Raw genomic sequence first — 25,828 nt, 5'->3', positions numbered from 1 at the left:
ACCGCCTGCCCCCGGCCGCCCTCATCCTGGAGATCACCGAAAGCATGCTGCTGGCCACCACCCCGGCCGAGACCACCCGCATCATCGCCGTGCTGACCCGCCTGCGCGACCACGGCATCCGCATCGCCCTGGACGACTTCGGCACCGGCTACTCCTCCCTGGCCTACCTGCGCACCCTGCCGGTCGACATCCTCAAGATCGACCGCTCCTTCACCACCGCGCCCACCGCCGCCGACCACGCCCAGACCCGCGCCTTCACCAAGGCCATCTTGGAACTGTCGGCCAGCCTGCACCTGCAGACCATCGTCGAGGGCGTGGAAACCCACGACCAGGCCGTCCTGCTGCAGCAACTCGGCTCGCCCCTGGCCCAGGGCTACCTGTTCTCCCCCCCGGCCACCGCCGACCAGATCGACGACCTCCTGCACACCACCCCCGGATACGAGGCGGCCTGAAGCTCCCGGTCGCCGGGCCGGCGCGACCGCGCCGAGACGCCGGCCGCACCGGACGGCGCGATCATGCGCCGTCCGGTGCGCGGACGAGCGCCTCCCCCGGTGCCCGGCCCTCCTGCCGCGGGTCCGGGACCGGGGCGCGGCGCGCGGACGTCCGTCAGGTGAGCCAGACCGCGGTGTCGGAGGGGAGTTCCTCCCCGTCGAGCGGGCCGCTGGCCAGCAGCACCCGCCCGTGCGGCGGGAGCCGTACCGGGTCGGGGCCCAGGTTGACCACGCAGGTCAGCCCGGACTCCCGGGTGAAGGCGAGCACGTCCGGCCGCAGGTCCAGCCAGGTGAGCGTGCCGTCGCCGAGCCGGTCGCGACGCAGGCGCAGCGCGGCCCGGTAGAGGTTGAGCGTCGAGCCGAGATCCTCGGCCTGGGCCTCGGCGGTGAGCTTGCGCCAGTCCTCCGGCTGCGGCAGCCACGGCTCGCCCGTGCCGAAGCCGAACGGCGGCTCCTCCCCGGACCAGGGCAGCGGCACCCGGCAGCCGTCCCGGCCCGGCACGGTGCGGCCGGAACGGGCCCACATCGGGTCCTGGCGCAGCTCTCCGGGGATGTCGTCCACCTCGGGCAGGCCGAGCTCCTCGCCCTGGTAGATGTAGACGCTGCCGGGCAGCGCCATGGCGAGCAGCGCGGCGGCCCTGGCCCTGCGGTGGCCCAGTTCCAGGTCGGAGGGGACGCCGTCCCTGCGGGCGCCGTGGTCCCAGGAGGTGTCGGCCCTGCCGTACCGGGTCACCACGCGCGCGACGTCGTGGTTGGACAGCACCCAGGTGGGCGGGGCGCCGAGCGGGGCGTGCGTGGCCAGGGTCTGCCCGATCGAGCGGCGCAGCGCGTCCGGCTCCCAGGGGCAGGCCAGGAAGTCGAAGTTGAAGGCGGTGTGCAGCTCGTCGGGGCGCAGGTAGCGGGCGAAGCGCTCCTGGTCGGGGAACCACACCTCGCCGACCAGCATGCGCCCGTCGTACTCGTCGGCCAGGCGGCGCCAGCTCCGGTAGACCTCGTGGACCTCGTCCAGGTCGGTGTAGCCGTCGGGGTCGCCGCCGTCGAAGTCCTTGACCAGCACCGCGGCCGAGTCGATGCGGATGCCGTCCACGCCCCGGTCGAACCAGAAGCGCAGCACGTCGTGGAACTCGGCGTGCACTTCCGGGTTGGTCCAGTTGAAGTCGGGCTGCTCGGGAGCGAACAGGTGCAGGTACCACTGACCGTCGGGCACCTGCGACCAGGCGCTCCCGCCGAAGATGGACTTCCAGTCGCCCGGCTCGTCCCGGAACCAGAACCGCTCCCTGGCCGGCGAGCCCGGCTCCGCGGCCAGCGCCTCCTGGAACCACGCGCTCGCGGTCGAGCTGTGGTTGGGCACCACGTCGATGATGACCTTGATGTCCAGCTCGTGGGCCTCCCGGATGAACTCCTCCGCCTCGGCCAGGGTGCCGAAGACCGGCTCGATGTCCCGGTAGTCGGCGACGTCGTAGCCGCCGTCGGCCATCGGCGACGGATACCACGGGTTCAGCCAGACGGCGTCGATCCCCAGGTCCGCGAGGTACGGCAGGCGGGAGCGCAGCCCGGTCAGGTCCCCCGCTCCGTCACCGTTTCCGTCGGCGAAGCTACGCAGGTAGACCTGGTAGATCGCGGCCCCCCGCCACCACGTTTCCGGCATGCTGAACACGACTCCTTGCTGGTAGGCCTTGGTGATAGAGATGTCAGCCCTTGAGGCTTCCGGCGGTGAGACCCGCCATGATGTGACGCTGGAAGAGGAAGAACACGGCGATCGTCGGGATGCTCGCGATCACCAGTGAGGCGATGAGCACGTTCTGCGGCATCTGCGACGACAGGCTCGCGATGCCGATGCTGACCGACATCTTCTCGCTGTCGGTCAGCACCAGCAGCGGCCAGACGAAGTCCCGCCAGACGTTGACCACGGTGAGGATGGACACCACGCCCAGGATCGGGCGGGAGATCGGGATCACGATCGACCACAGGATGCGGGCCGGGGCGGCGCCGTCGATCTCGGCCGCCTCCAGCAGTTCCCGCGGGATCGAGTCGAAGAAGCGCTTGAGCAGGAAGATGTTGAACCCGTTGGCGGCCGCGGGCAGCCAGATCGCCCACGGCGTGTTGAGCAGGTCCCAGCCCAGCAGCGGCAGTTCTTTGACGGTGAGGTAGGCGGGCAGCATGATGACCATCGGCGGGATCATCAGCGTGGCCAGCATCAGGGCCAGGACGAGCTTGCCGAGCACCGGCCGGAGCTTGGACAGGGCGTAGGCGGCGGTGACGTCGATCGCCAGCGTGAACAGCCAGGCCCCGCCGGCGTACAGGGCGGTGTTGCCCAGCAGCAGGCCCAGGTCCATCAGCTCCCACGCCTCGGCGTAGGCGTCGAGCGAGAACTCCGGCGGCAGGAACGTCGGCGGGATCTGCACGAGTTCCTCGGTGCTCTTCATCGCCCCGGTGACCATCCAGTACAGCGGGAAGACGAAGGCCGCGGTGAAGCTCACGACGACGACGGCCAGGACGGTCCAGTAGACGGCGCGGCCCCGGCGGGAGTTGAGCTGGTGCGGCGAGACGACGGTGCGGAACTCCTGCTGGATCTTCCTGCGCGGCCGCTTCGGCGGAACCGGCGGGGCCGCGGGCGGAGCGGATCGCCTGGGCTCCTTGGACACGGCGGTGAGATTCGGCATCAGCTCTTGTCCTCCCGCGAGACGCGCAGGTAGATGGCCGAGAAGACCATGAGAACGATCATCAGCATCACGCCGAGCGCGTTGCCGCCGTTGATGTTCCCGAAGTTGAAGGCGTACTGGTACATGAGGTAGACGACGCTGACCGTCGAGTTCTCCGGGCCGCCCCCGGTGAGCAGGAAGGGCTCGATGAAGACCTGCATGGTCGCCACGATCTGCAGCAGCAGCATGACGAGCAGGATCAGCTTGGTCTGCGGGATCGTGACGTGCCAGATCCGCTTGAAGAGGCCGGCGCCGTCCAGTTCGGCGGCCTCGTACAGCTCTCCGGGGATCGTCTGCAGCGCGGCCAGGTAGATGAGCGTGCCGGTGCCGAGGTTCATCCAGGTGGAGACGATGACCAGGGAGACCAGCGCGGTGTCGGTGGAGTTCAGCCAGTCCAGCCCCGGCAGTCCGAAGAAGCCGAGGACCTGGTTGAACAGCCCGTACTCGGGCTCGTAGAACCACTGGAACAGCAGCACGCCGACGGCCGGGGGCAGCATCACCGGGAGGTAGACGACGAACCTCAGGTAGGCCCGGGCGTGGCGGAGCTCGTTCAGGACGAGGGCGACGACGAACGGCACGCCGTACCCGAAGACCAGGGCGAGCACCGTGAACATCACCGTGTTCTTCCAGGCGGGTCCGAAGGCCGCGTCCTGGAGGACCGTGACGAAGTTCTCCAGCCCCACCCAGACGGGCGGGTCGACGAAGTTGGTCCGCTGGAAGCTGAGCACGACCTCCCAGACCATGGGGTACCAGGAGAAGAACGCGAAGCAGATCAGCGCTCCGCAGAGGAATCCGTAGGCGGTGACGTTCCGCCGTACGGCGCGCCGCCGCTTGGTGGGGGGCCGTCCGCGGGAGCCCCGCGCGGCGCGCATGCCGGTTGTGGTCATTGTCGTTCTTCCGATCTCGAGGTGATGGCCGGGGGCGGCGGCCGGGCCGCCGCCCCCGGCTCCTGCGGGTCAGCCCTTCTGCTCCAGCAGGGTGTTGACCTTCGCCTCGGCGTCGGCGAGCAGCTTGTCGATGTCGGCGTCCTGGCGGGTCAGCACCGCGGACATCGGGGTGTCGAGGATCGCGTAGATCTCCTGCGCGTACGGCCCCGGCTCGGCCTTGGCCGGGATGCCCTTGGACCCCTCGACCCAGAGCGCGAACTGCCCGGGGTCGACGTTGGCGTTCTCGGTGCGCAGCTTCAGGACCTCCTGGCCGGAGGGCGTGTCGGCGCCGTACAGGTCGGGGTAGGGCTGGCCGACGGTCAGGTTCGCGCCCTTGGCCCGCACGTAGTCGAGCTGGCCCTTGCCCGGGGTGAGGAACTCGTACTCGATCCACTTCAGGCCGGCCCGGATCTGCTCGGGGGTGGCCTTGGGGTTGATCATGTAGCCGGCGCCGCCGTTGAACAGCGCCTTGGCCTCGGGCAGGGAGGTGACGGTGTAGTTCTCGAACTTCGCCTGGAAGTCGTTGCGCAGCCCGATCAGCACGTCGGGGGCGCCGATCATCATGCCCATCTTGCCGCCGGCCATCGCCTTCATCAGCGCGGGCCAGTCGATGTAGAGCTTGGACCCCATGCTGTTGTCGGTCCAGCGCATCTGCTTGAGGTTCTCGAGCACGGCCTTGCCCTCGGGGGTGTTGAAGGCGGCCTTCTCGCCGTCGGGGGAGATCACGTCGCCGCCGCGGCCGTAGAGGGAGGCGGTGAAGTGCCAGCCGCCGACGTTGTTGCCGCTGTACTCGCCGAAGCCCACGTAGCCGGGGCCGAGGGCGGCGATCTTCTTGGCCGCGGCCTGCACGTCCGCCCAGGTCCTGGGCGGGTTGTTCGGGTCGAGGCCGGCCTTGGTGAACACCTCGCGGTTGTAGACCAGGCCCATGCCGTACCCGTCGGTGGGCAGGCCGTAGATCTTGCCGTCCTTCTTGAAGATCTCGATGGAGGCGTTGTAGTCCTTGAAGGTCTTCAGCTCGCCCACGTACGGGGTGATGTCGGCGGCCTGGCCGCTCTCCATGAGGCGCCCGACGTTGGGGAAGTTCACGTAGAAGACGGTCTCCAGCTGGCCGCCGGCCAGCTTGGCCTCGAACGTGCGGGGCTCGTAGCACGGGAAGGCGTCGGTGGCCTTCTCGACCTTGATGTTCGGGTTGAGCTTCTGGAACGCGTCGAGGTCTTCCTGGAAGGTCGCGCGCTGCGCCTTGTTCGTCTTCGGCGGCATGCAGTTGACGGTGATCGACACCGGTCCGGCGGCGGAGCCCTCGGCCGTGGGCCGGGCGTTGTCCTGCGCGGGCTTCTCGCCCGAACCGCACGCCGACGCCGTGAGGCCGAGAGCGGTCGCGAGCAGCAGTCCCGCGGTTCTGCGATAGCCGGATCTCGTCATGGAGCTGACCCTTCTGATGCGGATGGACGCCGGCGGAGCGAGACAGGCGAGCCGCCCCGGCGTGGCCCTCACGATAGGCTCCACGACACATCCGTGCAATCTTTCGACAGAAGATTGCAACATAACGACTGAATTACGCGGCATGCTGGTACGGAGTCGCCCGGCACAGGTCCGGCAACGCGAAGAGGAGGTGACACGGTCACGTGTCACCCCCTCTGGGGTGCGGGCGCGGGCCCGCCCGGCCCCGGGCCGGAGCCGGGGCGTCGAGGACTCAGGGCGAGGGCCTCGCCGTGGAGGCCCGCACGACGAGCTCCGGCTCGAAGAGCAGCTCGTCGGCCGGGACCACCGCCCTGTCGATCAGCGCCGTCAGCAGGTCCACCGCCGCCCGCCCCATCGCGTCGATCGGCTGGCGCACCGTGGTCAGCGGCGGCTCGGTGCAGTTCATCAGCGCCGAGTCGTCGTAGCCGATGACCGAGACGTCGCCGGGGACCGACAGCCCCGACCGGCGGGCCGCCCGCACCGCGCCGAGCGCGAGCAGGTCACTGGCACACACGACGCCGGTGACCCCGTTCCGCAGCAGCCTGGCCGCCGTCGCATGCCCCCCTTCCAGGGAGAACATCGTGTGCTCGACGAGCGCGGGATCACCGCCCGAGGCGAGGAACGTCTCCAGCTTGCGGCGGGAGGGCATGTGGTCCCTGGGACCGAGCACCATGCCGATGCGCTCGTGGCCCAGCGCCTTCAGGTGCCCGATCGCCATCTCCGCGGCCACCACGTCGTCGCAGGAGACCTGGGGGAAGCCCAGGTGCTCGACGGCCGCGTTGACCAGCACCGTGGGGAGCCTGCGCTCCCGCAGCAGCTCGTAGTGCTCGTGGGAGGCGTCGGCCTGGGCGTACAGGCCGCCGGCGAAGACGACCCCCGAGACCTGCTGCTGCAGGAGCAGGTCCACGTAGTCGGCCTCGGACACCCCGCCCACGGTCCGGGTGCACAGCACCGAGGTGAACCCCTGCTGGGCCAGCGCGCCCCCGACGACCTCGGCGAAGGCCGGGAAGATCGGGTTCTGCAGCTCGGGCAGGACGAGGCCGACCAGCCGGGCCCGGTCGCCGCGCAACTGGGTGGGCCGCTCGTAGCCGAGCACGTCCAGGGCCGTCAGCACGGCCTCGCGGGTCGCCTCGGACACGCCGGGCTTCCCGTTGAGCACGCGGCTGACCGTCGCCTCGCTCACCCCGACCTTCTTGGCCACCTCTGCAAGTCGTCGCGTCATGCCGCAAACTATACGACAATCAGTGCAACCATTTGCACGGACTTGCGCTCATCGAGCGCCACTCCTTTGCAGGGCACGGAACAGACTTCCCTCCTCCTTCCGCCTCTTCGGGAGACGATGACGCGATCCCGCCCCACAGCTCAGTAAGGCGAGATTTTTGCGAGGATAAGTTGAAATTTTGTTAATAATCATCGAGTATCTTACGGTTCGGTCAACTGTTCTTACTGGAAACAGCCGAGATCACCTGAGCACCCGGTCATGCCCGTCGTTCCGCGAACGAGACAGAGGAACGGATGAGAACCCCGCACGGCTCTCTCACCGCTGATCGCAGCCGTGACCGCGACCGTCCTGGCCGTCGCTGCCGGACCGGCCGCCCCCGCGTCCGCCGCCGGCGGACCCGATCCGGCCGCGACAGGGCCCGGAGCCGGTGCGCCGCCCAGGCGAGTCCCCGCCCGGGCGGCGTCACTCCCCGCCCAGGGAGCCCAGCAGCGCCTCCCTGCGCGCCTCCAGCTCGGTGATCAGGCCCTGCTGCTCGTCGGCCATGTTGATCATCTGTGACCGCTCCACGGCGTCCGTGGCGCCGATCTCCCCGACCTGGTCCCGCAGGGCGGCGACCTCCGCGCGCAACCGCTCCAGGTCCGCCTCGACCTGACGGAGCTCATCTCGCTTGCTCATCCGCTGTCCATACCCCGAGACCGCGGCTCAACGCGGCGACCCGCCCCGCAGGGAGGCGGCCGTCCGCTCCGCGGCGGAGCGGACGGGTTCCGGGGCGGGCCCCGCGGCGCCGGCCGGGCACCGCCGTCATCCGAACCGACCGGGCCGGTAGTCGCCGGCCGGCTGCCGGACGATGACGTTCGCGCGTTGAAGGCGTTGATGAGGGCGATGAGGGACACCAGGGCGGCGAGCTGGTTCTCGTCGTAGTGCTCGGCGGCGTCCGCCCAGGCCTCGTCGGTGACGCCGCCGGCCCCGTCGGCGATGCGGGTGCCCTGCGGCCGGCAGCGCCGATTCCCCGAGCGACCTGTCCGCACCCGCACGGGCCGGAGGCCCTGCCGGGGCCGGGCCGCGGGAAGGCCCTCTAGGGTCGGGGCATGACGCTGCGCGTGGTGATCGCCGACGACGAGGACCTGATCCGGACAGGGCTGCGGATCATCATCGACTCCGAACCCGGCCTCACCGTGGTGGGCGAGGCGGCCGACGGGGCGGCCGTGCTGCCCGTGGTCCGCGAGCACCGGCCCGACGTGGTCCTGATGGACGTCCGGATGCCCATGATGGACGGGATCCAGGCGACCCGGCTGCTGGTCGCGCTGCCCGAACCGCCCAAGGTCGTCGTGGTGACCACCTTCGAGAACGACGACTACGTCTACGAGGCGCTGCAGGCCGGGGCGAGCGGCTTCCTGCTCAAGCGCACCCGCCCCGACGACCTCGTCAGGGCCGTCCGCACCGTCGCCGGAGGCGATTCGCTGCTGTTCCCCTCCGCCATCCGCGCCCTCGCCGCCCGGCGGCAGACCGCCCGCCGGGTCCCCGGCGTCGGACGGCTGACCGCGCGGGAGGGCGACGTGCTGCGCCTGATGGCCCGGGGGCTGTCCAACGGGGAGATCGCCGCCGACCTGGTCGTCAGCACCGAGACGGTCAAGACCCACGTCGGCAACGTGCTGGCCAAGCTGGAGGCCCGCGACCGCACGCAGGCCGTCATCGCGGCCTACGAGTCGGGCTTCGTCTCCCCCGGCTGAACCCCGGCGGAACGCAGGATCTCCGCGCCGGGCAGCACGCTGCTCTGCGCCGCGGTCAGGCCGGAGGCGGCCAGGTGCGCGTCGACGATGCGCAGGCCCACGCCGTACCCCGCCATGTCCGGGACACCGACGGGCTCCTGGCCGAACCGGCGCGCGGCCGTGTCGCCCAGCACGTAGGCCGGAGTGTGCGCCATCCCGGCCAGCCCGGCGTCAGCGACGATCTTCTCGTAGGCCCGGTCGAACTCGGAGCCGGTCACCATGGCCGACCACGGGCCCATCGCCTCCGTCCCGCCCAGCTCCCGCACGAACGCCTCGGCCAGCCCCTCGGCCACCACATGCTCGCCGACGGTCACCGTCACCGGGTTCCACTCCACGTTGTGGTAGCGCACCTGGTGGTGGAACTCGTGCACCGCGCAGTGCGCGATCCGGCCGATCACCTCGTCGGAGGGCCAGGCCAGCAGGTAGAGCCAGCCCGGCGCGCCGCCCATGCCGTAGTAGCCGCCGGCGACGTCCATCAGGTAATCGTTGCCGGGGTCGCCGAGCACGAGCATGACCTGCAGGGTGTCCGGCCCCTTGACGCCCGGCACCGCGCCGGACAGGTGTTTCCACGCGCCCGCCAGGGCGGCCTCGATCTGGCCGCGGACGTCCTCGGCGACCAGGCGGCGCAGCGCGGGCAGGTAGCGGTCGTCGTCGCGGTCGACCCGGAAACCGCCTCCCTGGTGGTGGAGGTCGACGATGTCCCCGGGCACGGGGACGGCCCCGCGCATCGGGGCCAGCATGTCGCGCAGCGCGTCGGCGCGCCGTTCGGGCGGGAGCTCCGCCAGGGCCAGCATGGCCCGCGGGGTGTCGTGAACGATGATTTCCATGGATCCGACGGTAGGGACTCACGTTACGTGAGGCTCAAGCGCTTTTCCGGAGAGCCGGAGGCCATGGCCCGGATCTCGGGCTCAGATCTCGCCGCCGTCCCCGTTCTCGCCCTCCTCCGGGCCCGGAGTGCCCGTCCCGCTCTCGGACGGCGACGGGGAGGGCGTGGGCTGCCGGGGGTCCGGGGTCGCCGGCACCGGCGGCGGGGTCGGATCGAACGACGTCGCCGGCAGCTGCGTGGGGAACCGCTCGATCTCCTCGACCGGGCGGAGCAGCAGCCAGAGCATCACGGCCAGGAGCACCAGCAGGACGGTCAGCGCCACCCCGGCGATGACCACCGACCGGCGCGTCTCGGTGGCCGGCGGGGCGCCCCCGGGCAGGGCGGGCAGCGCGGGCAGCCGGTCGCCCACCCAGTGCGGCGCGAAGTCGGGGCCGTGCCGCTCGCCGATCAGCGTGCCGCGCACCAGGACCGGCTCCAGGAACCGCTCGGCCCCGGCCCTGTCCGGTTCGTACGGCGTGGCGACCCACGGCGCGGTCCCGCCGCCCATGGCGACCACCGGCGGCGCCGTGTCGGCCAGGGCCGTACGGCCCCGCGCGGCCCTGGCCATCCACCCCCGGACCCCGCCGCGGCCCGCCATCGCCTCCTGGATGCCGGTGACGAAGCGGTCGCGGGCCGCCGGGTCCTGCGCGGCGCCCCTGGTCAGCACCGCCACCGAGACCGCCCGGCCGTCGGGGCCCTGCCCGAGGTAGACCAGGCCCGCCGGCCCCACCCGCAGGCGGGCCTGCAGGACGAAGGGCCCGAGCCGGGGCGGGTCACCGTACTGGAGCGGACTGGCCACGTCTGCCATGAAAGCACACGACGGTGATCACACCCCGCCTCCGGTGGGTACTAACAGGAAATCCGGATCCGACCAGCCGCGCCAGGCGGCGTCCTGTTTGGTGGAATGTCTGCATGACCGTCGCCGAAGAACTGCCGGGTGAGACCGACACCGGGCTGCTGCGCGAGACGCTGGCCGAGGTCAGGCGCGTCATCGTGGGCCAGGAGCACATGGTGGAGCGGCTGCTCGTCGCGCTGCTCGCCCGGGGCCACTGCCTGCTGGAGGGCGTGCCCGGAGTCGCCAAGACCCTGGCCGCCTCCACCCTGGCCACCGTGGTGGGCGGCACCTTCGCCCGCATCCAGTTCACCCCCGACCTGGTGCCCAGCGACATCGTCGGCACCCGGGTCTACCACCCCTCCCGCGAGGCCTTCGACGTGGAGCTCGGGCCGGTGTTCGTCAACTTCCTGCTCGCCGACGAGATCAACCGCGCCCCCGCCAAGGTGCAGTCGGCGCTGCTGGAGGTCATGGCCGAGCGCCAGGTGACCCTGGCCGGGCAGACCCACCCGCTGCCCAGGCCGTTCGTCGTGCTGGCCACCCAGAACCCCGTCGAGTCCGAGGGCGTCTACCCGCTGCCGGAGGTGCAGCGCGACCGCTTCCTGTTCCGGGTCCGCGTCGCCCACCCCAGCGCCCACGAGGAGCTGGAGATCCTGCACCGGATGAGCGTCGCCCCGCCCGTCCCCCGGCCGGTCCTCGACCCGCCCCGGCTGGCCGCGCTGCAGGGCCTCGCCGACCAGGTCTCGGTGCACCAGCTCGTCGCCGACTACGTCGTCCGGCTGGTGATGGCCACCCGCGCCCCGGCCGAGTACGGGATGGTCGAGCTGGAGGACAGCATCGAGATCGGCGTCAGCCCCCGCGCCACGCTCGGCCTGGTCGCCGCCGGGCGCGCCCTGGCCCTGCTGCGGGGCCGCGACTACCTGCTCCCCGACGACATCCGCGACGTGGCCGTGGACGTGATGTCCCACCGGCTGATGCTCACCTTCGACGCCCTCGCCGACGGGCTGGACCCCGACGACGTGGTCCGCCGGATCCTCGCCGCCGTGCCGCCGCCCCTGGTGGTCTGGAACCAGGGCTCCCGGTGACCCCGCACGGGCACACGGCGGCGGAACAGGCGCTGCGGCGGCTGGAGCTGACCGTCGTGCGGCGGCTGGACGGGCTGCTGCACGGCAACTACCAGGGCCTGCTGCCCGGCCCGGGCAGCGAGGCCGGCGACAGCCGGATCTACGTCCCCGGCGAGGATGACATCCGCCGGATGGACTGGGCGGTGACCGCCCGCACGTCCGTCCCGCACGTCCGGGACCTGATCGCCGACCGGGAGCTGGAGACCTGGGTCCTGGCCGACCTCTCCCCCAGCATGGACTTCGGCACCGCCGGGATGGAGAAGCGCGACCTGGTGGTCGCCGCGGTCGCCGCGATCGGGTTCCTGGCGGGGCGGACCGGCAACCGGTTCGGCGCCTACGTGCTGCACGACGAGTACATCCACCGGATGCCCGCCCGGGGCGGCCGCACCGCCCTGTACGGCCTGCTGCACTCGCTGATGGAGGCGCCGCGCGGCCGCCCGGCGGCCGACGCCCCGGACCTGGCCGAGGCGGTCGAGGTGCTGGCCGCGGCGCGGCGCCGGCGCGGCCTCCGGGTGGTCGTCTCCGACTTCCTGGGCGCGGAGCCCGGCCTGGACCCCGCCCTGGAGCTGCCCTGGGAGCGGCCGATGCGCCGGCTGGCCGCCCGCCACCAGGTGCTGGCCGTGGAGGTGGTCGACCCGCGCGAGCTGGAGCTTCCGCCGGTGGGCCTGGTCAACCTCACCGACCCCGAGTCGGGCCGGAGCCGCCAGGTCCGGCTCACCCCTAAGGTCCGCGCGGCCTACGCCGAGGCGGCGGCCGCGCAGCGGGAGATCACCCGGACGGCGCTGCGCCACTGCGGCGTGGCCCACCTGGTGCTGCGCACCGACCGCGACTGGGTCGCCGACATCGCGCAGTTCGTCCTGCGGCAGCGGCGCACGGCCCATCTGACGCACCGGCACCCGACGGCAGGAGCGACCCGGTGACCTTCCTCTCCCCGTCCTGGCTCTGGCTGTTCGCCGCGCTCGCGGCCGTCGCGGGCGGCTACGTGGCCGCCCAGTTCGCCCGGCGCCGCTACGCGGTGCGCTTCACCAACCTGCCGCTGCTGGACCTGGTGGCCCCGTCCGGCCCCGGTCGGCGCCGCCACGTCGCGCCGGTGCTGTTCTTCCTGATGATGGGCCTGATGATCCTGGCCACCGCCCGGCCCGCCGACTCGGTACGGGTCCCCCGCGACCGGGCGACCATCATCATCGCGCTGGACGTCTCGCTGTCGATGGAGGCCGCAGACGTCCCGCCCAACCGGCTCACCGCGGCCAAGGAGGCCGCGGCGAAGTTCGTCACGGACCTGCCGGAGCGCTTCAACGTCGGCCTGGTCGCCTTCGCCCGCTCCGCAGGGGTCGTCGTCTCCCCGACCACCGACCACCAGGCCGTGGCCACCTCGCTGGCCGGCCTCAGCACCCGGGCGGGCACCGCCATCGGGGAGGCGGTGTTCAGCTCCATCGACTCCATCCGCTCCTTCGACCAGCGGGCCGTCACCGACCCGCCGCCCGCCGCGATCGTCCTGCTGTCCGACGGCGACAACACCTCGGGCCGCTCGGTGGCCGAGGCGATCGAGTCGGCGCTGAACGCGCGGGTGCCGGTCTCCACCATCGCCTACGGCACCCAGGACGGCACGGTCTCCATCGACGGCCGCGAGGTGAACGTCCCGGTGAACAAGACCACCCTGCAGACTCTCTCCCAGGGCACCGGAGGCCGGGCCTACGAGGCGGAGTCGGGCAGCGAGCTGCGGGAGGTCTACGAGCAGATCGGCTCCTCACTGGGGTACCGGACGGTCAGCCAGGAGATCAGCCAGCGGTTCGCCGCGGCGGCGGTCCTGACCGGCCTGCTGGCCGCCGCGGCGGCGATGCTGCTGGGGACGCGCCTGCCCTGAGCGGGCACGCTGCCGCCGTCCTGTCCGCGGGCCTACCGCGTTCGCGCCCGCCTTCCCACCGCTCCGGCTCCGCCGGGTCCGGCGCGGGCCACTGGAGTGGCTGATCCACCGCGCGATCGTGCTGGCCGTACCGGCGGGGAGGAGAGGTGGCCGGAGCGGCGTGCCGGAGGCGGGACAATGAGCAGGTGGCACATTACTTCGAGGAGAATCCCGAGACCGCCGGCCGTCCCGGCTCGGTCACGCTGGTCCTCCCCGACCTGCACCTGAAGCTGGAGACCGACAGCGGGGTGTTCTCCCCCGAGCGGGTCGACCAGGGCACCCGGATCCTGCTGGAGAGCGTCCCCCCTCCCCCGCCGGAGGGGGACCTGCTGGATCTGGGCTGCGGGTACGGGCCGATCGCGCTGACCATGGCCTCGCGGGCGCCGGGGGCGACGGTCTGGGCGGTGGACGTCAACCGGCGGTCGGTGGACCTGTGCGCCAGGAACGCCCGAGCCGCCCGCCTTGACAAAGTAAGGTCAGTACACGTCGACGAGGTCCCGCCCGACGTCAGGTTCGGCGCGATCTGGTCCAACCCGGCCATCCGCATCGGCAAGGCCGCCCTGCACGAGATGCTGACCCGCTGGTTGTCGCGCCTGACCCCCGACGGCGTCGCCCACCTGGTGGTCCAGAAGCACCTGGGCTCCGACTCCCTGCAGCGCTGGCTGAACGAGCAGGGCTGGCCCGCCACGCGTACGGCCTCCCGCTCCTCCTACCGGATCCTCCAAGTGCGGGCGCGGGAGGCGGATCCGGCGCCGTGAGCACGGCGACCCCGATACCCCGCCAGATGAGGACGATCAAGGAATGGTGACCCGACGATGACCGCCAACCCGCGCAGGCAGCTGCGGCCGACCGACGTCAAGCGGCTCAACCGCACCTGGCGCAGGAACACCGAGGGCAGGCTCGCGCTGATCGTCGAGTCGGTGACCGGGCCGTTCAACATCGGCTCCATCTTCCGCACGGCCGCCGCCTTCGGCGTGGAGCGGGTCTGGCTGGCCGGCAACGCCACTCCCCCGACCAATCCCAAGGCGCAGAAGACCGCGCTGGGCACCGACCGGCTGGTCGCCTGGGAGGAGCCGGTCCCCGTCACCGAGGCCGTGCGCGCCGCCAAGGCCGACGGCTTCCGGGTGGTCGCGGTGGAGCTGACCGGCGACGCCGTACCGCTGCACGAGGCGGAGCTGACCGGAGACGTGTGCCTGGTGGTGGGCAGCGAGGACCACGGCTGCTCCCCCGCCCTGCTGGAGGCCGCCGACGCCGTCTGCTACATTCCGCAGGTCGGGCGGGTCGGGTCCTTCAACGTCGCGGTGGCGACCGCCATCGCCGTGGCCGAGGCCCGCCGGCAGGAGTGGGCCGGCCTGGAGCCGGCCGCCGCCGCGGAAGGGCCGTAGCGGGGTAAAGGGGGCCGCCCGTGTCCTTCGCCCATGTGGATGCCAGTGCCGATCCGGCGGCGCTCGCCGCCTACCTGGACCATCACGCCAACGGGCCGATGGCCGGTGTCAAGGCCCGGCTGCTGGCCATGCTGGAGGTCCGCCCCGGCGAGCGGGTGCTGGACGTGGGCTGCGGGACCGGCCACGACCTGGAGTCGCTGGCCCGGGCGGGGGCCGTCCCGGTGGGCGTCGACGCCAGCGCCGAGATGGCCACGCGCAGCCGTGCCCGCTGCCCGGCGGTCGTCCAGGCCGACGCGGCGCGCCTGCCGTTCCCGGCCGGGAGCTTCGACGGCTGCCGGATCGAGCGGGTGCTGCTGCACGTCGCCGACCCGGCGGCCGTGGTCGCGGAGGTCCGCCGCGTGCTGCGGCCCGGCGGGCGGCTGGTCGTGTTCGAGCCCGTCTGGGCGTCGCTGACCGTCGACTCCGCCGAGCCCGCCGTCAGCCGGGCGGTGGCCCGCGCCGTCGCCGAGGGCATCCGCCAGCCGCTGATCGGCCACCGGGTGGACCGGCTGCTGCGGGAGGCGGGCTTCGCCGCGATCACCCGCGCCGACGAGCCCGGCCGGTTCTCCACCTGGGCCGAACTGCGCCGGAGCATCGACCTCGACAGGGCCCTGGAGCGGGCGGTGTCACGCGGGAAGCTCGCCCCGGAGGCCGCCGCCCGCTGGCGGGCGGAGATGGACTCCCGCTCGGCGGACGGCGCCTTCCACGCCGCTCTCACCCGCACGTTCCTCACCGCCCGCGCCTGAGCGCAGCAGGCGCGGACGGACGCGTTCCTACCCTCTGACGCCGGGGGAACGGCGGAAGAACCGGGTCGCGAACATGACCACCGCGGCGACCAGTCCGAGGATCAGAGCCCACTTGATCAGGCCGACGAGGAAGCTCAGCACCCAGCCGAGCACGATGAAGGCGACCACCACGGCCGCCACGATCAGCAGAATTCGTCCCATGGCTCCACGGTATGCGCTCGCGGGGCGCAGCGGCGGGCGCGCGGGCCGAAGTCAGGGACAAGCCAGGGTCGTCCCTCAGGGTCGGGCCGGCGATGGGCGGCCAGGTCACCCCCGGCCCGCGGCGCGCAGGACCCGGGCCACGGCCAGTGCTCCGGCCGCGCCCAGGACGACCGCCGCCGCGGCCGGTACGGCGGCGCCCGCCGCGCCGGTGAGCACGGTGAGAAGCAGGCAGAGTGCGGCCGAGGCGGTGCTCACCGCCCCGGTCCTGGCCAGCCAGGCGACGAGGATCGGCACCGGGATGCGGGCCGAGGGCGGGATCTGCGCCGCGACGGCGGCCATGCCGTGGTGGAGGTAGAGCAGCAGGCCGATGAGCAGGCCCATGGCCGGCGACGGGGCGTAGCCGTACCCGAAGGTCGTGAGCAGCCAGGCCGCCACCGCGGTCGCCTGCGCCGCGAGCACCCATCCGCCCTCGGGCTCGGCGGCCGTCAGCAGGCCGAGCAGCGCGGCCAGCAGCGGCATCACCGGTCCGGCGCGGTAGTCCGGGGGCATGGCGACGAGCAGGGCGGCCGTCCCGGCGGCCCAGACCAGCGCCCGCCAGGCCAGCGAGTGGAGCGTCGGGGCCGCCGTGCCACCGCCGTGTCCCGGGGCGGCGGGCGGGCGGGGCCGGGCCGCCTGCCGCCGCCACCGGGACCGGGCCGGGGGCCTCACCGGAGCACCGCCGCGACCCGGGCCACGTCGCGCAGGACCGCGTCCAGGCTCCCCGAGCCCCGCCAGGCCTCGACCGGTACACCGGCCTCGCGCAGGCGGCCGACGGTGTTCTCGCGCTCCAGCCGCCAGATGCGCTCGGCGGGCTCCGACCACTCGCCGTCGGAGCGGCGCGGCAGGCCGTCGGGCAGGGTGTCGACGGCGACGAGGGGGCGCCGGGCCCGGGCGAGGACGGCCAGGGCGGCGGCGCTGCGCGCGTCCAGCAGCGGGGTGAGCATGATGACCAGGGCGCCCGAGGAGAGCGTCCCGGCGGCCAGCAGCCGGTCGCCGAGCAGATCCTGCCCGCCGGCCGCCGGCCTGACCTCGGCCAGCCAGGAGAGCTGGGCCAGGTGGTGGCGGCGGCCGGTGCCGGGACGCAGCCGCCGCAGCCGGGGGCCGAGCTCGGCCAGCGCCACCCGGTCGCCCTGGCGCGTGTAGTGCTCGGCGATCGAGGCGGCGGCGCGGACCGCGACGTCCAGCACGCCGGGCCGCCCGTCTCCGCCGTCCGCGTCGCGCAGCACGTCGAGGAGGATCACGATCTCGGCGTCGCGCTCGGGTCTGGTGGCGGTCACGTACGGCTCGCGGGCGCGCAGGGTGGTCCGCCAGTCGATGCGGCGCAGCCGGTCGCCCGGCTGGTAGGGCCGGACCCCGGCCAGCTCGCCTCCGTCGCCCGCCGTACGGGACCGGTGGATCCCGGACATCCCGGCGGCGCGCGGCGCGGAGCTGCGGGAGGAGTACGGCTCCGCGGAGGGAAGCGCCCGCACGCTCCTGGGGGACAGTACCTGGTCGCGGCATTCCAGCAGCCCGTCGCAGGCGAACGAGCGGACCCGGACCGGGCCGAGGGCGTGCACGCCCCAGCGCCGGGCCGTGGCGGCCAGCGGCACGGCGGCGGGGACCCGCGCCACCTGGGGACGGGGGTCGTGGCCGAGTCCGGCGGAGGCGGCCGGGAGGACCACGCAGACCGTCTCCGGATCGCCGTCCACGGTGACCGAGGCGGTGACCGTACCGCCCTCGGTGACGGTGTCGCCGTCCGGCCGCAGCTCGGCGGCGGGTTCCCGGCCTGGGCGGGAGCGCAGTGACAGGACCGTGCCCAGCACGAACGGGACCGCGACGGCCAGCAGGTCCACCCGGCCGAGGGCCACCGCCGCCAGGCAGAGCCCGGCCGGAAAGGCGGCGGCGCGGCGGAAGGCCGCGGTCGGGAACCAGGTCACGAGGGGGCGCCGGTGTAGGTGGGCAGGTCGCCGGAGGCGGGGGCCGGGGTCCGGTCGCAGATCTCCCCGACGATCGCGGCGGGGTCGACGCGGCGCAGCCACATCTCCGGGCGGAGGCTCAGGCGGTGGGCCAGGGCGGCCGGGGCGACCCGTTTGACGTCCTCGGGGACGACGTAGTCGCGGCCGTCGAGGACGGCGCGGGCGCGGGCGGTCAGCAGCAGCGCGAGCGAGCCGCGCGGGGAGGCCCCGACCTGCACCTGCGGGTGGTCGCGGGTGGCGGAGACCAGGTCGACGATGTAGCGGCCGACCGAGTCCTCGACGGCCACGTCCTCCAGCGCGTCCTGCATGGCGGTCAGGGTGGCGGCGTCGACGACGGGTTCCAGCACGGCCTCCTCGGTCCGGCGGGCCATCCGGCGCCGGAGCATCGCCTGCTCCTCCTCGGCCGACGGGTACCCGAAGGAGACGCGGAGCAGGAACCGGTCGAGCTGGGCCTCCGGCAGCGGGTAGGTGCCCTCGTACTCGATCGGGTTGGCGGTGGCCAGCACGTGGAAGGGGGCCGTCAGCCGGTGGGTGACGCCCTCGACGCTGACCTGGCGTTCCTGCATGGCCTCCAGCAGCGCCGCCTGGGTCTTCGGCGGGGTGCGGTTGATCTCGTCGGCGAGCAGCAGGTCGGTGAAGACCGGGCCCCGGCGGAAGACGAAGTCGCCGTCGCGCTGGTTGTACAGGAACGATCCGGTGACGTCGGCCGGGAGCAGGTCGGGGGTGAACTGCAGGCGGGCGAAGTCCAGGCCCAGGGTCTGCGCGAAGCAGCGGGCGGTGAGGGTCTTGGCCAGGCCGGGGAAGTCCTCCAGCAGGACGTGCCCGCCCGCCAGGATCCCGGCCAGCACCAGCTCCAGGGCGTCGCGTTTGCCGACCACGACGGTGTTGACCCGGTCGAGCACCTCTCGTGCGTTCCTGCCGACCTCGGCGAGCTCCATGGTTCTCCTATCGGGGAAACCGCCGGGTCCGCCCGGCGGGGGAATCGCTGCCCTGTCACGGCTCCCGGGTCCGGCGACGGCCGGGACCCGGCCGCCGCCCTTCCCGGTCGGGGAGCCGGTAGGCCGTTCCCTTCCGGGACGGAGGAGCCGCACGGCTATATCTCCTCGATGCGCGTGATCAGGCGGGCCAGTTCGGCCCGGGTGGGGGGCGCCGCGTCCGGAGCGGTGAGCAGCCGGTGGAGGTCGTCTCCGAGGATCTCCACGGCGCGGGCCGGGTCCCCCACCCCGTGCCGCAGGCGGAGCCGTTCGGCGGCCAGGTCGGCGAGCCGGTCCCGCACCAGCGAGGGGTACTTGCCGGGGTCGTCCCAGGCGGAGGCCAGCCGCCGCTCCCACCAGCGGATCTCGGCGAACGTCTGCGCGGGCACCGAAGGCGGTTCCGGCTCGGCGGCGGGCGTCCGGGGCGCTCCGGCCGGGATCCGCCGCAGCAGGAGGAAGGCCGCGATCCCGGCGGCCGCCAGCACGGCGGCGTGCCACAGCAGTCCGATCACGCCTCCCCTTCCCTCCCGTCGCCTCGCCTTGCGGCCCTTCGCCCGGCGTACCGTCCCGGCCCGGTCGTCTCACCCTCACCGGGTGACCGCCCCGGCGGCCCGGTCACGACGCCAGCTCCGCGTCCACCTCGGCCAGCGCCCGCCGGGCCTCCTCCCGCAGAAAGCCGTCCACCTCGCGCGGGCTGTAGCGGGCCCGGCGGTAGGCGGAGGCGAGCCGGTCCAGCGCCCCCGGCCCGACCCGGTGCGCGGCCAGCAGCCGGGCGACCAGGTCGGAGGAGGTGTCGGCGGCCGCACGCGGGGTCCCGGCCCCGGCGGCGGTGTGTTCCAGCCGGAGCCAGCAGGCGATCACGGCGCGGCGCGGGTCGTCCCCGGCGTCGAGGCCGGCCAGCCCTGCCCTGAGCGCCTCGCGCACCTCTCCGGCCCGGTCCGCCGCCTCCGGCTCACCCGGAGCCGGTACCGGGCCGGGCCGGGCGGCGGTCCCGTCCCGGGCGCGGAGGATCATCCTGACGAGCATGACGATCACCGGTGCGGCGATCGCGGCCCCGGCGACGACCACGGTCCAGAAGGAGAACTCCCCGAGCGCGTCGCCGCCGGACGGGGGCGGGTCGTTCTCAGGGCCGCCGGTCCCGGACGGGGCCGGACGGCCGAGGGTGAGGTCGAAGCCGAGCGTGTCGCCCAGGCCGAAGCCTCCGCCGCGGTCGATCCAGCCCGCGGCGAGTCCGGCGGCGAGCAGCCCGGCGACGGCGAGTGCGAGCGGCCCCCAGCCGCTCCGGCGCTCCATCGGCGAACCTCCTGAACGGCGCGTACAGCGGCTCACTACATCAGCGGCCCGGCACGCCGTCAAGCCGCCGGGCGGCGCCGCGCCCGCCGTACGGGGTCCTGGTCGTACGGGGTCCTGGTCGTACGGGGTCGTGCCTGTCGCGGGGGACCGTACGGCGCCGCGGGCGAGTGCGGCGCCGTACGGTCCCGGCGGTTCGGTCAGCCCAGGGCCGAGCGCCCGCCGACCAGCGGGAGCGTGACCGAGCTGTCGCCGGGCTCGACCGAGACCTCCGTCCCCGCGGGCAGGCGGAGGGTGAAGTCGTAGTCGGTGGAGATGAGCACGACGCCGATCCGGTGCCCGGCCTTGACGACGTAGTCGCTCGGCTGGAGGGCGACGTCGAAGTCGTAGAACCGGCCCTCGCGCAGCAGTTCGGTCCGGGACTCGGAGTTCCGGTTGCGGACGTCCAGCCACCCCCTCGTGATGATCTTGAAGGGGGCGGTGACCGTGACGTGCTCGGCCAGGCGGGCGCAGCCGGTGTCGCCGGGGACGCCCTGTCCGTAGCAGACCGGGGTGGTCCCGTAGGCGACCCGGCCGTAGGCGCGGGCGTCGGTGCCGTAGTCGACCAGCAGCGCGGTCAGGTAGGGCGAGCGCCCGTTCTTGAAGGCCGCCCTGACCGAGACCTCCGGGGTTCCGGAGAGCCGGACGTCCCTGGCCACCGGCTCCGACAGGTAGGCCAGGCGGTTCGGGTCGGTGGCGGTGGCGTTCTCGGCGAGCTGCTCGGCGGTGCGCGTGTTCTGGTCGGTGAAGGACTCCACGGCGTGGCCGTGGCGGCGGTGCGGGCTCAGGGTGCCGTTCTGCCCCGCGGTGCCGGCGGCCAGGCGGAGCCGTACGTCCCGGGTGCCGGGCAGCGGCCAGGCCGCGTGCTGGGCCCACTGGCCGGGGCCGTGCTCCACGTCGGCCTGCGGCTCGTCCATGATGCCGTTGCGCAGGCCGTACAGGTGGAAGTCGAACCAGCGGTGCAGCTGGCGCAGCCACTCGGCGTTGCGCTGGGCGAAGGAGAACGGGTTGAAGTGCGCGCCCTGGTGCAGCCAGATCTTGCGCGGCACACCGTGCCTGGCCAGCGCGTCCCACCACTGCACGGCCTGCTCGGTCTTGACGTTCCAGTCGTTGAGGCCGTGCACCAGGAAGACGCTCGCCCGGACCTTGCGCACGTCGGGCAGGTAGTTGCGCTCGTGCCAGAAGCGCGAGTAGTCGCCGGTGACGCGGTCCTGGTCCTGCTCGATCCGGTCCATCAGCGCGCCGCACACCTCCTGGCCGTTCTGCCTGGTCAGGACGTAGCGGGCGAGCACGTCGGCGTCCTCTCCCTGGTAGCCGCCGGGGGCGACGACGCCGCCGCCCGCGCGGTAGTAGTCGTACCAGGAGGAGATGGCCGCGATCGGCACGATGGTCTTCAGGCCGCGCACGCCGGTGGCGGCGACGGCGTTGGGCAGGGTGCCGTTGTAGGAGACGCCGATCATTCCGACGTTCCCGGTGGACCAGTCCGCCCTGATCTCGTTGCCCGCCGCGTCGAAGCCCTTCGCCCGGCCGTTGAGCCAGTCGATCGCGGCCTTGGGCCCGGCGGTCTCGTTGGGCAGGCCGGTGGTCGGGCAGCCGGTGGCGCGGCCCGAGCCGACGTTCTCCACCAGCGCGATCGCGTAGCCGCGCGGAACGAAGAAATTATCGTAGTAGCCGGGGAAGGGGCCGGCGGCGGCGCGGGCGGCGGCCGGGTCCTCGGCCTGGCCGAACATCTCCTCGCGCAGGTCGTTGAACTTGTTGCGGCGGTACTCCATGCCGGCCGGGTCGGAGCCGTCGAGGTCGACGACGTGGTTGGCCACGTCGTTGCCGCCCGCGTAGTAGGGGCTGGCCTCCATGATGACCGGGACCTTCAGGCCCTCGGCGGTCTCCTTGGGCCGCATGATGTCGACGGCGACCCGGTCGGGGCGGCCGTCGGCGTCGCTGTCGGTCCCGGCGACCTCGACGAAGACGGTCTCGGTCAGGGCGTCGGCCCGGGAGTAGACGGGCTGGGTCTCGCCGTTCTCGATCGGCGCGGGTGGCGCGGGCGAGGCGGGCGGCGGCACGGGTGACGCGGCCGCGGCGGGTACGGCCGCCGCGGGCAGGGCGCCCGCAGGGACGGCCACCGCCAGGGCGAGCAGGATGGTCTTCCATCTGGTCATGAGGGTTGCTCCGAAAGCCGATGGAGATCTGACAACTGCCGTCAATCTCCTCGTCCGGATCTTCTCCCGCAAGATCCGGAATATAACGAATCGAACGCTACTCGGTTCTCGAATTCCGCCGGGCGCCCCGGTAGCCTCCGAATCTCCGCGACGGGACGATCGCGGCGGACATGGGAGATCCCGTCTCCTTCCCGGGCGAGTCTCCCCGGAGCCGCGGATCGGCGCGGAGGACGAGGGCCCGGCCCCGGTCGGCCAGTGGCCCGATGCCCGCCACGATCAGCGGCGCTGTCACACCCTCTCCCGCGCAACCCGGGGGGTGGCCGCGTCTTCGCCCTGTCGGGCGGCAGGGTCGAGACTCCGGGGCGGCCGGTTTCAGGTAGTCGGGTGGGTGTGGTCGCGGTCGAGGAGGGTCAGGCCCGTCCGGGTGGGGTTGTGCAGGACGTTGTTGTGATGCCTGCGGGTCGTGATCAGGCCTGCCTCGCGCAGCACGGTGGTGTGCTGGCTGATCGCCGCTGACGAGACGTCCAGGCTACGGGCCAGGGCCCCGGTGGTGGTCACGCCGTCGGCGATGGCGGTGAGCACCGACGCGCGGGTGCGGCCGAGGAGGTTGGCCAGCGCCTGCGTCGATGTACCGGCCGTCCAGATGCCCGCGGCATGGTCGACGCCGAGCGCGGCCGGGTAGATCACGATGCAGTCGGCGGGGTTTCTCGGGTCGTACATCACCGACGGGGCTCGCAGGAAGAACGACGACACCAGCAGCAGGCCCCGCCCGTCGAGGGTGAAGTCGGCGTCGAACCGGTCGCCGCAGTCGACGTGGAGGGTCGGCGGCGTCCATCGGATCTTCGGGTGCAGGCCGGACAGGAGACCGTCGATGCCCCGGTCGAGCAGGATCGCGCCGCGCCGGGCGCGCTCAGCGTCAAGGTGCGCCCGTATACCCGTCCAATGAGGGCCGATGGCGGCACGGTGGTAGGCGTCCACCGTGGACAGGACCTCTCGCCGGACGGCGAGGGTGTCGACGAGCCCCGCCAGCGCGGCCGGCACCCGGCTGTGCTGGCCCGCGTAGAAGTCCAGTTCCGCCCGTACGGCCTGGCGCGGGCTGGCCAGGAAGGTCTCGGCGCTCTCGGCCAGATCCCGGCTGGGTCCCGCCAGGAAGACCATGTCGAACGCCGGCTTCCGGGCGGGTGTGATGGCGGCCAGGACCGCGGACCGCGAGTCGAGGCCACCGCGCACCCGGCGCCGCCACGCACCGAACATCGCCTCCTCGGTGCGCCCGCGCAGCGCGTGCAGGCTGAACAGGGTCTCGGCCATGGGGCCCAGCGTCGGTGCCACCCGCACCCGCGCCACATCGTCGGCGGTGAAATGAATCCGGTGCATCCGCTCCCCCGCTCAGGCATCGGTATCGCCGTCACAACATGTCACCGCGCCGCCGTACGAGGCGCTGAGCGGCGCGGTTAAGCCAGAACTTACAAGCCTCGCGGCGCGTGGTTTCTTCCTGCGACAGTGAGCGGGCCGGCTTTCCGACGGGGAAAGGACGGCCCGGCCTCATGTCGCAGTTCGGCTCCGGCCATGGCGGCGCGTCGATCGCATCGAACGCACACGTCAGCCTGGCCCGACGTCCGGCTTCACGCATTCTTGCGGGAAAGGGGATCGTGTTGAGGCGGCTCGTACGACGTCACCTCCCGCCGGCGGCGACGCCGGCCCGCTTACCGCCGTGCACGAATGATCCGTTCTCGTGCCCACTCTGTGGTCGGTAGTCCTTTCGAGCTGACCGCACACACCGCAGACGGCCGCTGGCGCCGGCATTCGACATGTTTCCGGGAGCCGGCCGGTCCTTGAGACTCAGGAAGCAGATGTTAAAGCTCAGAAGCCTTTTATCCGTCCTCGCACTCCTCGTGGCCTCCGGGTCCATCTGGCTGATCGATCCCACAGCGGCCAGAGCCGACTGGGCGCACGACAAGTGCTCCTATATCACTATGCGCGAGAAGGTGGTCAGTGACAGCCCTTACATCAAGCTCAGCGGGGAGGAGAAGTACCGGGTCGGCAACAACGACGAGGCAGTGAGCGAGACGCTGGCCTTCACGAAAGGCGTCCAAGCGACGGCGACATGGCAGTACAAGGGTTCGGCGGATCTCTCATTCGGGAAAGTCATCGAGCTCGGCGGTGAGGTGGGTTACCAGGACACGGAGGCCCTGAACGACAGCTTCACCCGCACCGTCACGGTCACTACCGCGAAGGGACAGTTCAAGTTCGCTCAGCAGTATGCGCTGATGCAGGTGAGGAACGTCTATCGCCAGTGGGTCACGCCATCGGGATACCTGTGCGGGAATACCCTGATCGCAACGGCCGCGTTCCCGGACAGCTCCGGAGTATGCGTGTGGGACGCGGACAAGGACCCGCACAGTGTGTGCAGGCACTGGCAGTTCACGTACGGGGGCGGCGGCGGACCGGCGCCCGGCGGGACCGCGCCTCCCCAGCCCCCGGCTCCTCAGCCGGTGACCTCCGTCCACGGCCTGGCCGACGGCACGGTGCTGGCCACCACCGACACCAAGCGCATCTACAAGATGGTCGGCGGAGCGCCCGTCTGGCAGGCGACCTGCGCGGACGACATCTGCCGGCCGCAGTCGCGGCCCACAACTCAAGCGGTGATCAACGCCGGACCCGCCACACCGCGCAACGGCTCCACAGCCGTGGACCAGCGGGGCCGGATCTACCTGTTCGTCGGCGGTGCGCCTCTGTGGCAGGACACCTGCGCCGCACCCGTGACCTGCGGCAGCCCGGTGAAGGTGTCGGACTGGTCGATCGACGCCCGTGAGCACATGAACCAGCGTCCCGCCGACGGCCACCTCGTCCAGGCCAAGGCCGGGAGCGTCGATCTGCCCGTAGCGGTGACGGTGGGCGGCGCGCTCATCCCGTTCGCCGATCCGCAGGAGGTCATCGACTCCGGCTACGGCGGCGACTGGGCCTCCCGCGTGGTCGCGATCAGTGCCCACAGTTACCAGTTGCTGGGCTTCGACCCCGCCAACAACACCTTGATCCAGGGCGCGTCCGGGGGGGTGTCCACCCCGGTGGCGATGGTCGTGGGTAACGCGATCATCCCGTTCGCCAGCGAGCAGGAAGTGATCGACGTCGGCTACGGCGCGAACTGGCGGAGCCTGGTCCGCGGCGTCCCGGCCAGGGCGTTCAACGCCCGCTCGCGCGTCCCGGCCGACATGACCCTGGTGCAGGGCACCGGAGGCGGGGTCTCCACTCCCGTTGCCCAGGTCGTCGGCGGCGCCCGGATCAATTTCGCCGATCCGCAGGAGGTCATCGACGCCGGCTACGGCAACGACTGGCGCTCCAAGGTCAGGGCCATCCCCATCAGGGCGTTCAATGAGCTACGTCCCGACATCCCCGATGACGGCACCTTGGTGCAGGGGCCGGGAACCGCGGTGGCGCGCATCGTCGGCGGCGCGCGGGTGGAGTTCGCCAATCCGCAGGAGGTCGTCGACGCCGGCTACGGCAACGACTGGGGCCGCATCGTTCGTGCCATTCCGGCACGCGCGTTCAAGGCGCTGCCGACGAAAATCGCTGACGGGACGCGGCTCAGGAAGGCGGGCTCGTCCAGCCAGGGCGGAATCATCGGCGGTGCGAAGATCCCGTTCCATAGCATGGCCGAACTGGAAGCCGCCGGATACGGCCCCAGACCGACTCAAGTCGTGCCGGCCCGCGT

General features: G+C 72.6%; 25 protein-coding genes. 9 read left to right on the top strand and 16 right to left on the bottom strand.

All coding sequences use genetic code 11. The features are described 5' to 3' along the window. Window positions 1-452 (top strand): EAL domain-containing protein (locus tag FHS22_RS27065; protein ID WP_184946108.1); only part of this gene is annotated, 452 nt, incomplete at its 5' end. Window positions 453-606: 154 nt separating this feature from the next. On the opposite strand, the gene FHS22_RS27060 is transcribed toward FHS22_RS27065, so the two are convergent. The 6 genes from FHS22_RS27060 to FHS22_RS27035 all read right to left on the bottom strand — a co-directional run bounded on the left by FHS22_RS27060 (window position 607) and on the right by FHS22_RS27035 (window position 7,477). After that, window positions 607-2,139 carry a glycoside hydrolase family 13 protein gene (locus FHS22_RS27060; protein WP_184946106.1) on the bottom strand — a complete coding sequence of 511 codons (1,533 nt, stop codon included), beginning with the start codon at window positions 2,137-2,139 and terminating at the stop codon, window positions 607-609. Between the two features lie 43 nt (window positions 2,140-2,182). Continuing rightward, window positions 2,183-3,154 (bottom strand): carbohydrate ABC transporter permease, encoded by a 972-nt coding sequence (locus FHS22_RS27055; protein WP_184946104.1) that lies wholly within the window; start codon window positions 3,152-3,154, stop codon window positions 2,183-2,185. Further along, window positions 3,154-4,080 carry a carbohydrate ABC transporter permease gene (locus tag FHS22_RS27050; RefSeq protein ID WP_184946102.1) on the bottom strand — a complete coding sequence of 309 codons (927 nt, stop codon included), beginning with the start codon at window positions 4,078-4,080 and terminating at the stop codon, window positions 3,154-3,156. Before FHS22_RS27050 ends, FHS22_RS27055 begins: the two co-directional genes overlap by 1 nt. 69 nt (window positions 4,081-4,149) lie before the next feature. Beyond that, complete coding sequence (locus tag FHS22_RS27045; protein ID WP_184946100.1) at window positions 4,150-5,541, bottom strand: ABC transporter substrate-binding protein; 1,392 nt, start codon at window positions 5,539-5,541, stop codon at window positions 4,150-4,152. Window positions 5,542-5,812: 271 nt separating this feature from the next. Further along, window positions 5,813-6,802 carry a LacI family DNA-binding transcriptional regulator gene (locus FHS22_RS27040; protein WP_184946098.1) on the bottom strand — a complete coding sequence of 330 codons (990 nt, stop codon included), beginning with the start codon at window positions 6,800-6,802 and terminating at the stop codon, window positions 5,813-5,815. 462 nt (window positions 6,803-7,264) lie between these two features. Further along, window positions 7,265-7,477 (bottom strand): hypothetical protein, encoded by a 213-nt coding sequence (locus FHS22_RS27035; RefSeq protein ID WP_184946096.1) that lies wholly within the window; start codon window positions 7,475-7,477, stop codon window positions 7,265-7,267. Window positions 7,478-7,890: 413 nt separating this feature from the next. On the opposite strand from FHS22_RS27035, the gene FHS22_RS27030 reads away from it, so the two are divergent. Further along, window positions 7,891-8,532, top strand: coding sequence for a response regulator transcription factor (locus tag FHS22_RS27030; protein WP_184946094.1), 642 nt, complete (start codon window positions 7,891-7,893; stop codon window positions 8,530-8,532). Here the strand turns inward: FHS22_RS27030 and FHS22_RS27025 are convergent. After that, window positions 8,502-9,398: a DUF2268 domain-containing putative Zn-dependent protease gene (locus tag FHS22_RS27025; RefSeq protein WP_184946092.1), complete on the bottom strand. Its 897-nt coding sequence runs from the start codon at window positions 9,396-9,398 to the stop codon at window positions 8,502-8,504. The two genes, FHS22_RS27030 and FHS22_RS27025, sit on opposite strands and share 31 nt — an antisense overlap. An 81-nt stretch (window positions 9,399-9,479) precedes the next feature. Beyond that, entirely contained in the window at window positions 9,480-10,244 is a 765-nt protein-coding gene (locus tag FHS22_RS27020) for a hypothetical protein (RefSeq protein WP_184946090.1), read from the bottom strand. 104 nt (window positions 10,245-10,348) lie between these two features. Here FHS22_RS27020 and FHS22_RS27015 point away from each other — a divergent pair, with 104 nt between their 5' ends. From FHS22_RS27015 to FHS22_RS26990, 6 genes are all read left to right on the top strand, one after another. After that, window positions 10,349-11,353, top strand: coding sequence for an AAA family ATPase (locus FHS22_RS27015; protein ID WP_184946088.1), 1,005 nt, complete (start codon window positions 10,349-10,351; stop codon window positions 11,351-11,353). Next, entirely contained in the window at window positions 11,350-12,312 is a 963-nt protein-coding gene (locus FHS22_RS27010; RefSeq protein ID WP_338047969.1) for a DUF58 domain-containing protein, read from the top strand. Before FHS22_RS27015 ends, FHS22_RS27010 begins: the two co-directional genes overlap by 4 nt. Beyond that, window positions 12,309-13,256, top strand: a complete 948-nt coding sequence (locus tag FHS22_RS27005) for a VWA domain-containing protein (RefSeq protein ID WP_184946086.1) — start codon at window positions 12,309-12,311, stop codon at window positions 13,254-13,256. The genes FHS22_RS27010 and FHS22_RS27005 overlap by 4 nt, the downstream gene beginning before the upstream one ends. Before the next feature lie 185 nt (window positions 13,257-13,441). Continuing rightward, the gene (locus tag FHS22_RS27000; RefSeq protein WP_184946084.1) at window positions 13,442-14,053 is read left to right on the top strand and encodes a class I SAM-dependent methyltransferase; all 612 of its coding nucleotides are present in this window, start codon (window positions 13,442-13,444) and stop codon (window positions 14,051-14,053) included. A 57-nt stretch (window positions 14,054-14,110) separates the two neighbouring features. After that, entirely contained in the window at window positions 14,111-14,680 is a 570-nt protein-coding gene (locus tag FHS22_RS26995; RefSeq protein ID WP_184946082.1) for a TrmH family RNA methyltransferase, read from the top strand. Window positions 14,681-14,700: 20 nt separating this feature from the next. Continuing rightward, a complete protein-coding gene (locus FHS22_RS26990) occupies window positions 14,701-15,465 on the top strand; it encodes a methyltransferase domain-containing protein (protein ID WP_184946080.1) in 765 nt (254 codons plus the stop codon). 27 nt (window positions 15,466-15,492) lie between these two features. Here the strand turns inward: FHS22_RS26990 and FHS22_RS26985 are convergent, their stop codons facing one another. The 8 genes from FHS22_RS26985 to FHS22_RS26950 form a co-directional block, all read right to left on the bottom strand. Then, complete coding sequence (locus FHS22_RS26985) at window positions 15,493-15,666, bottom strand: hypothetical protein (RefSeq protein ID WP_184946079.1); 174 nt, start codon at window positions 15,664-15,666, stop codon at window positions 15,493-15,495. 105 nt (window positions 15,667-15,771) lie between these two features. Then, on the bottom strand, window positions 15,772-16,374 hold the full coding sequence (locus tag FHS22_RS39035; protein WP_184946078.1) for a hypothetical protein: 603 nt from the start codon (window positions 16,372-16,374) through the stop codon (window positions 15,772-15,774). Continuing rightward, complete coding sequence (locus tag FHS22_RS39370; protein WP_184946077.1) at window positions 16,371-17,621, bottom strand: DUF58 domain-containing protein; 1,251 nt, start codon at window positions 17,619-17,621, stop codon at window positions 16,371-16,373. Before FHS22_RS39370 ends, FHS22_RS39035 begins: the two co-directional genes overlap by 4 nt. Continuing rightward, on the bottom strand, window positions 17,618-18,598 hold the full coding sequence (locus tag FHS22_RS26970; protein WP_184946076.1) for an AAA family ATPase: 981 nt from the start codon (window positions 18,596-18,598) through the stop codon (window positions 17,618-17,620). The genes FHS22_RS39370 and FHS22_RS26970 overlap by 4 nt, the downstream gene beginning before the upstream one ends. A gap of 155 nt (window positions 18,599-18,753) precedes the next feature. Beyond that, window positions 18,754-19,146 carry a hypothetical protein gene (locus FHS22_RS26965; protein ID WP_184946075.1) on the bottom strand — a complete coding sequence of 131 codons (393 nt, stop codon included), beginning with the start codon at window positions 19,144-19,146 and terminating at the stop codon, window positions 18,754-18,756. Window positions 19,147-19,249: 103 nt separating this feature from the next. Further along, window positions 19,250-19,927: a DUF4129 domain-containing protein gene (locus tag FHS22_RS26960; RefSeq protein WP_184946074.1), complete on the bottom strand. Its 678-nt coding sequence runs from the start codon at window positions 19,925-19,927 to the stop codon at window positions 19,250-19,252. A 197-nt stretch (window positions 19,928-20,124) separates the two neighbouring features. Further along, a complete protein-coding gene (locus tag FHS22_RS26955; RefSeq protein WP_184946073.1) occupies window positions 20,125-22,119 on the bottom strand; it encodes a Xaa-Pro dipeptidyl-peptidase in 1,995 nt (664 codons plus the stop codon). Window positions 22,120-22,491: 372 nt separating this feature from the next. Next, a complete protein-coding gene (locus FHS22_RS26950) occupies window positions 22,492-23,493 on the bottom strand; it encodes an ArsR/SmtB family transcription factor (RefSeq protein WP_184946071.1) in 1,002 nt (333 codons plus the stop codon). A 599-nt stretch (window positions 23,494-24,092) separates the two neighbouring features. Here FHS22_RS26950 and FHS22_RS26945 point away from each other — a divergent pair. After that, window positions 24,093-25,828, top strand: a 1,736-nt coding sequence (locus tag FHS22_RS26945; protein ID WP_184946069.1) for a hypothetical protein, incomplete at its 3' end; no start/stop codon positions are given.

The organism is Thiemannella venezuelensis (genome assembly GCF_014203605.1).
GTDB classification, from domain to species: Bacteria; Actinomycetota; Actinomycetes; order Streptosporangiales; family Streptosporangiaceae; genus Planomonospora_A; species Planomonospora_A venezuelensis.
Note: the sequence above shows the minus strand (reverse complement) of the source record. Positions and strands in the feature narration are given on the sequence as shown.

Excerpts from the sequence above, each read along its gene's own strand:
- FHS22_RS27060 (WP_184946106.1), bottom strand. The coding sequence starts at position 2,139 with ATGCCGGAAACGTGGTGGCGGGGGGCCGCGATCTACCAGGTCTACCTG.
- FHS22_RS27055 (WP_184946104.1), bottom strand. The coding sequence starts at position 3,154 with ATGCCGAATCTCACCGCCGTGTCCAAGGAGCCCAGGCGATCCGCTCCG.
- FHS22_RS27050 (WP_184946102.1), bottom strand. The coding sequence starts at position 4,080 with ATGACCACAACCGGCATGCGCGCCGCGCGGGGCTCCCGCGGACGGCCC.
- FHS22_RS27045 (WP_184946100.1), bottom strand. The coding sequence starts at position 5,541 with ATGACGAGATCCGGCTATCGCAGAACCGCGGGACTGCTGCTCGCGACC.
- FHS22_RS27040 (WP_184946098.1), bottom strand. The coding sequence starts at position 6,802 with ATGACGCGACGACTTGCAGAGGTGGCCAAGAAGGTCGGGGTGAGCGAG.
- FHS22_RS27035 (WP_184946096.1), bottom strand. The coding sequence starts at position 7,477 with ATGAGCAAGCGAGATGAGCTCCGTCAGGTCGAGGCGGACCTGGAGCGG.
- FHS22_RS27030 (WP_184946094.1), top strand. The coding sequence starts at position 7,891 with ATGACGCTGCGCGTGGTGATCGCCGACGACGAGGACCTGATCCGGACA.
- FHS22_RS27025 (WP_184946092.1), bottom strand. The coding sequence starts at position 9,398 with ATGGAAATCATCGTTCACGACACCCCGCGGGCCATGCTGGCCCTGGCG.
- FHS22_RS27020 (WP_184946090.1), bottom strand. The coding sequence starts at position 10,244 with ATGGCAGACGTGGCCAGTCCGCTCCAGTACGGTGACCCGCCCCGGCTC.
- FHS22_RS27015 (WP_184946088.1), top strand. The coding sequence starts at position 10,349 with ATGACCGTCGCCGAAGAACTGCCGGGTGAGACCGACACCGGGCTGCTG.
- FHS22_RS26995 (WP_184946082.1), top strand. The coding sequence starts at position 14,111 with ATGACCGCCAACCCGCGCAGGCAGCTGCGGCCGACCGACGTCAAGCGG.
- FHS22_RS26985 (WP_184946079.1), bottom strand. The coding sequence starts at position 15,666 with ATGGGACGAATTCTGCTGATCGTGGCGGCCGTGGTGGTCGCCTTCATC.
- FHS22_RS26970 (WP_184946076.1), bottom strand. The coding sequence starts at position 18,598 with ATGGAGCTCGCCGAGGTCGGCAGGAACGCACGAGAGGTGCTCGACCGG.
- FHS22_RS26960 (WP_184946074.1), bottom strand. The coding sequence starts at position 19,927 with ATGGAGCGCCGGAGCGGCTGGGGGCCGCTCGCACTCGCCGTCGCCGGG.
- FHS22_RS26955 (WP_184946073.1), bottom strand. The coding sequence starts at position 22,119 with ATGACCAGATGGAAGACCATCCTGCTCGCCCTGGCGGTGGCCGTCCCT.
- FHS22_RS26950 (WP_184946071.1), bottom strand. The coding sequence starts at position 23,493 with ATGCACCGGATTCATTTCACCGCCGACGATGTGGCGCGGGTGCGGGTG.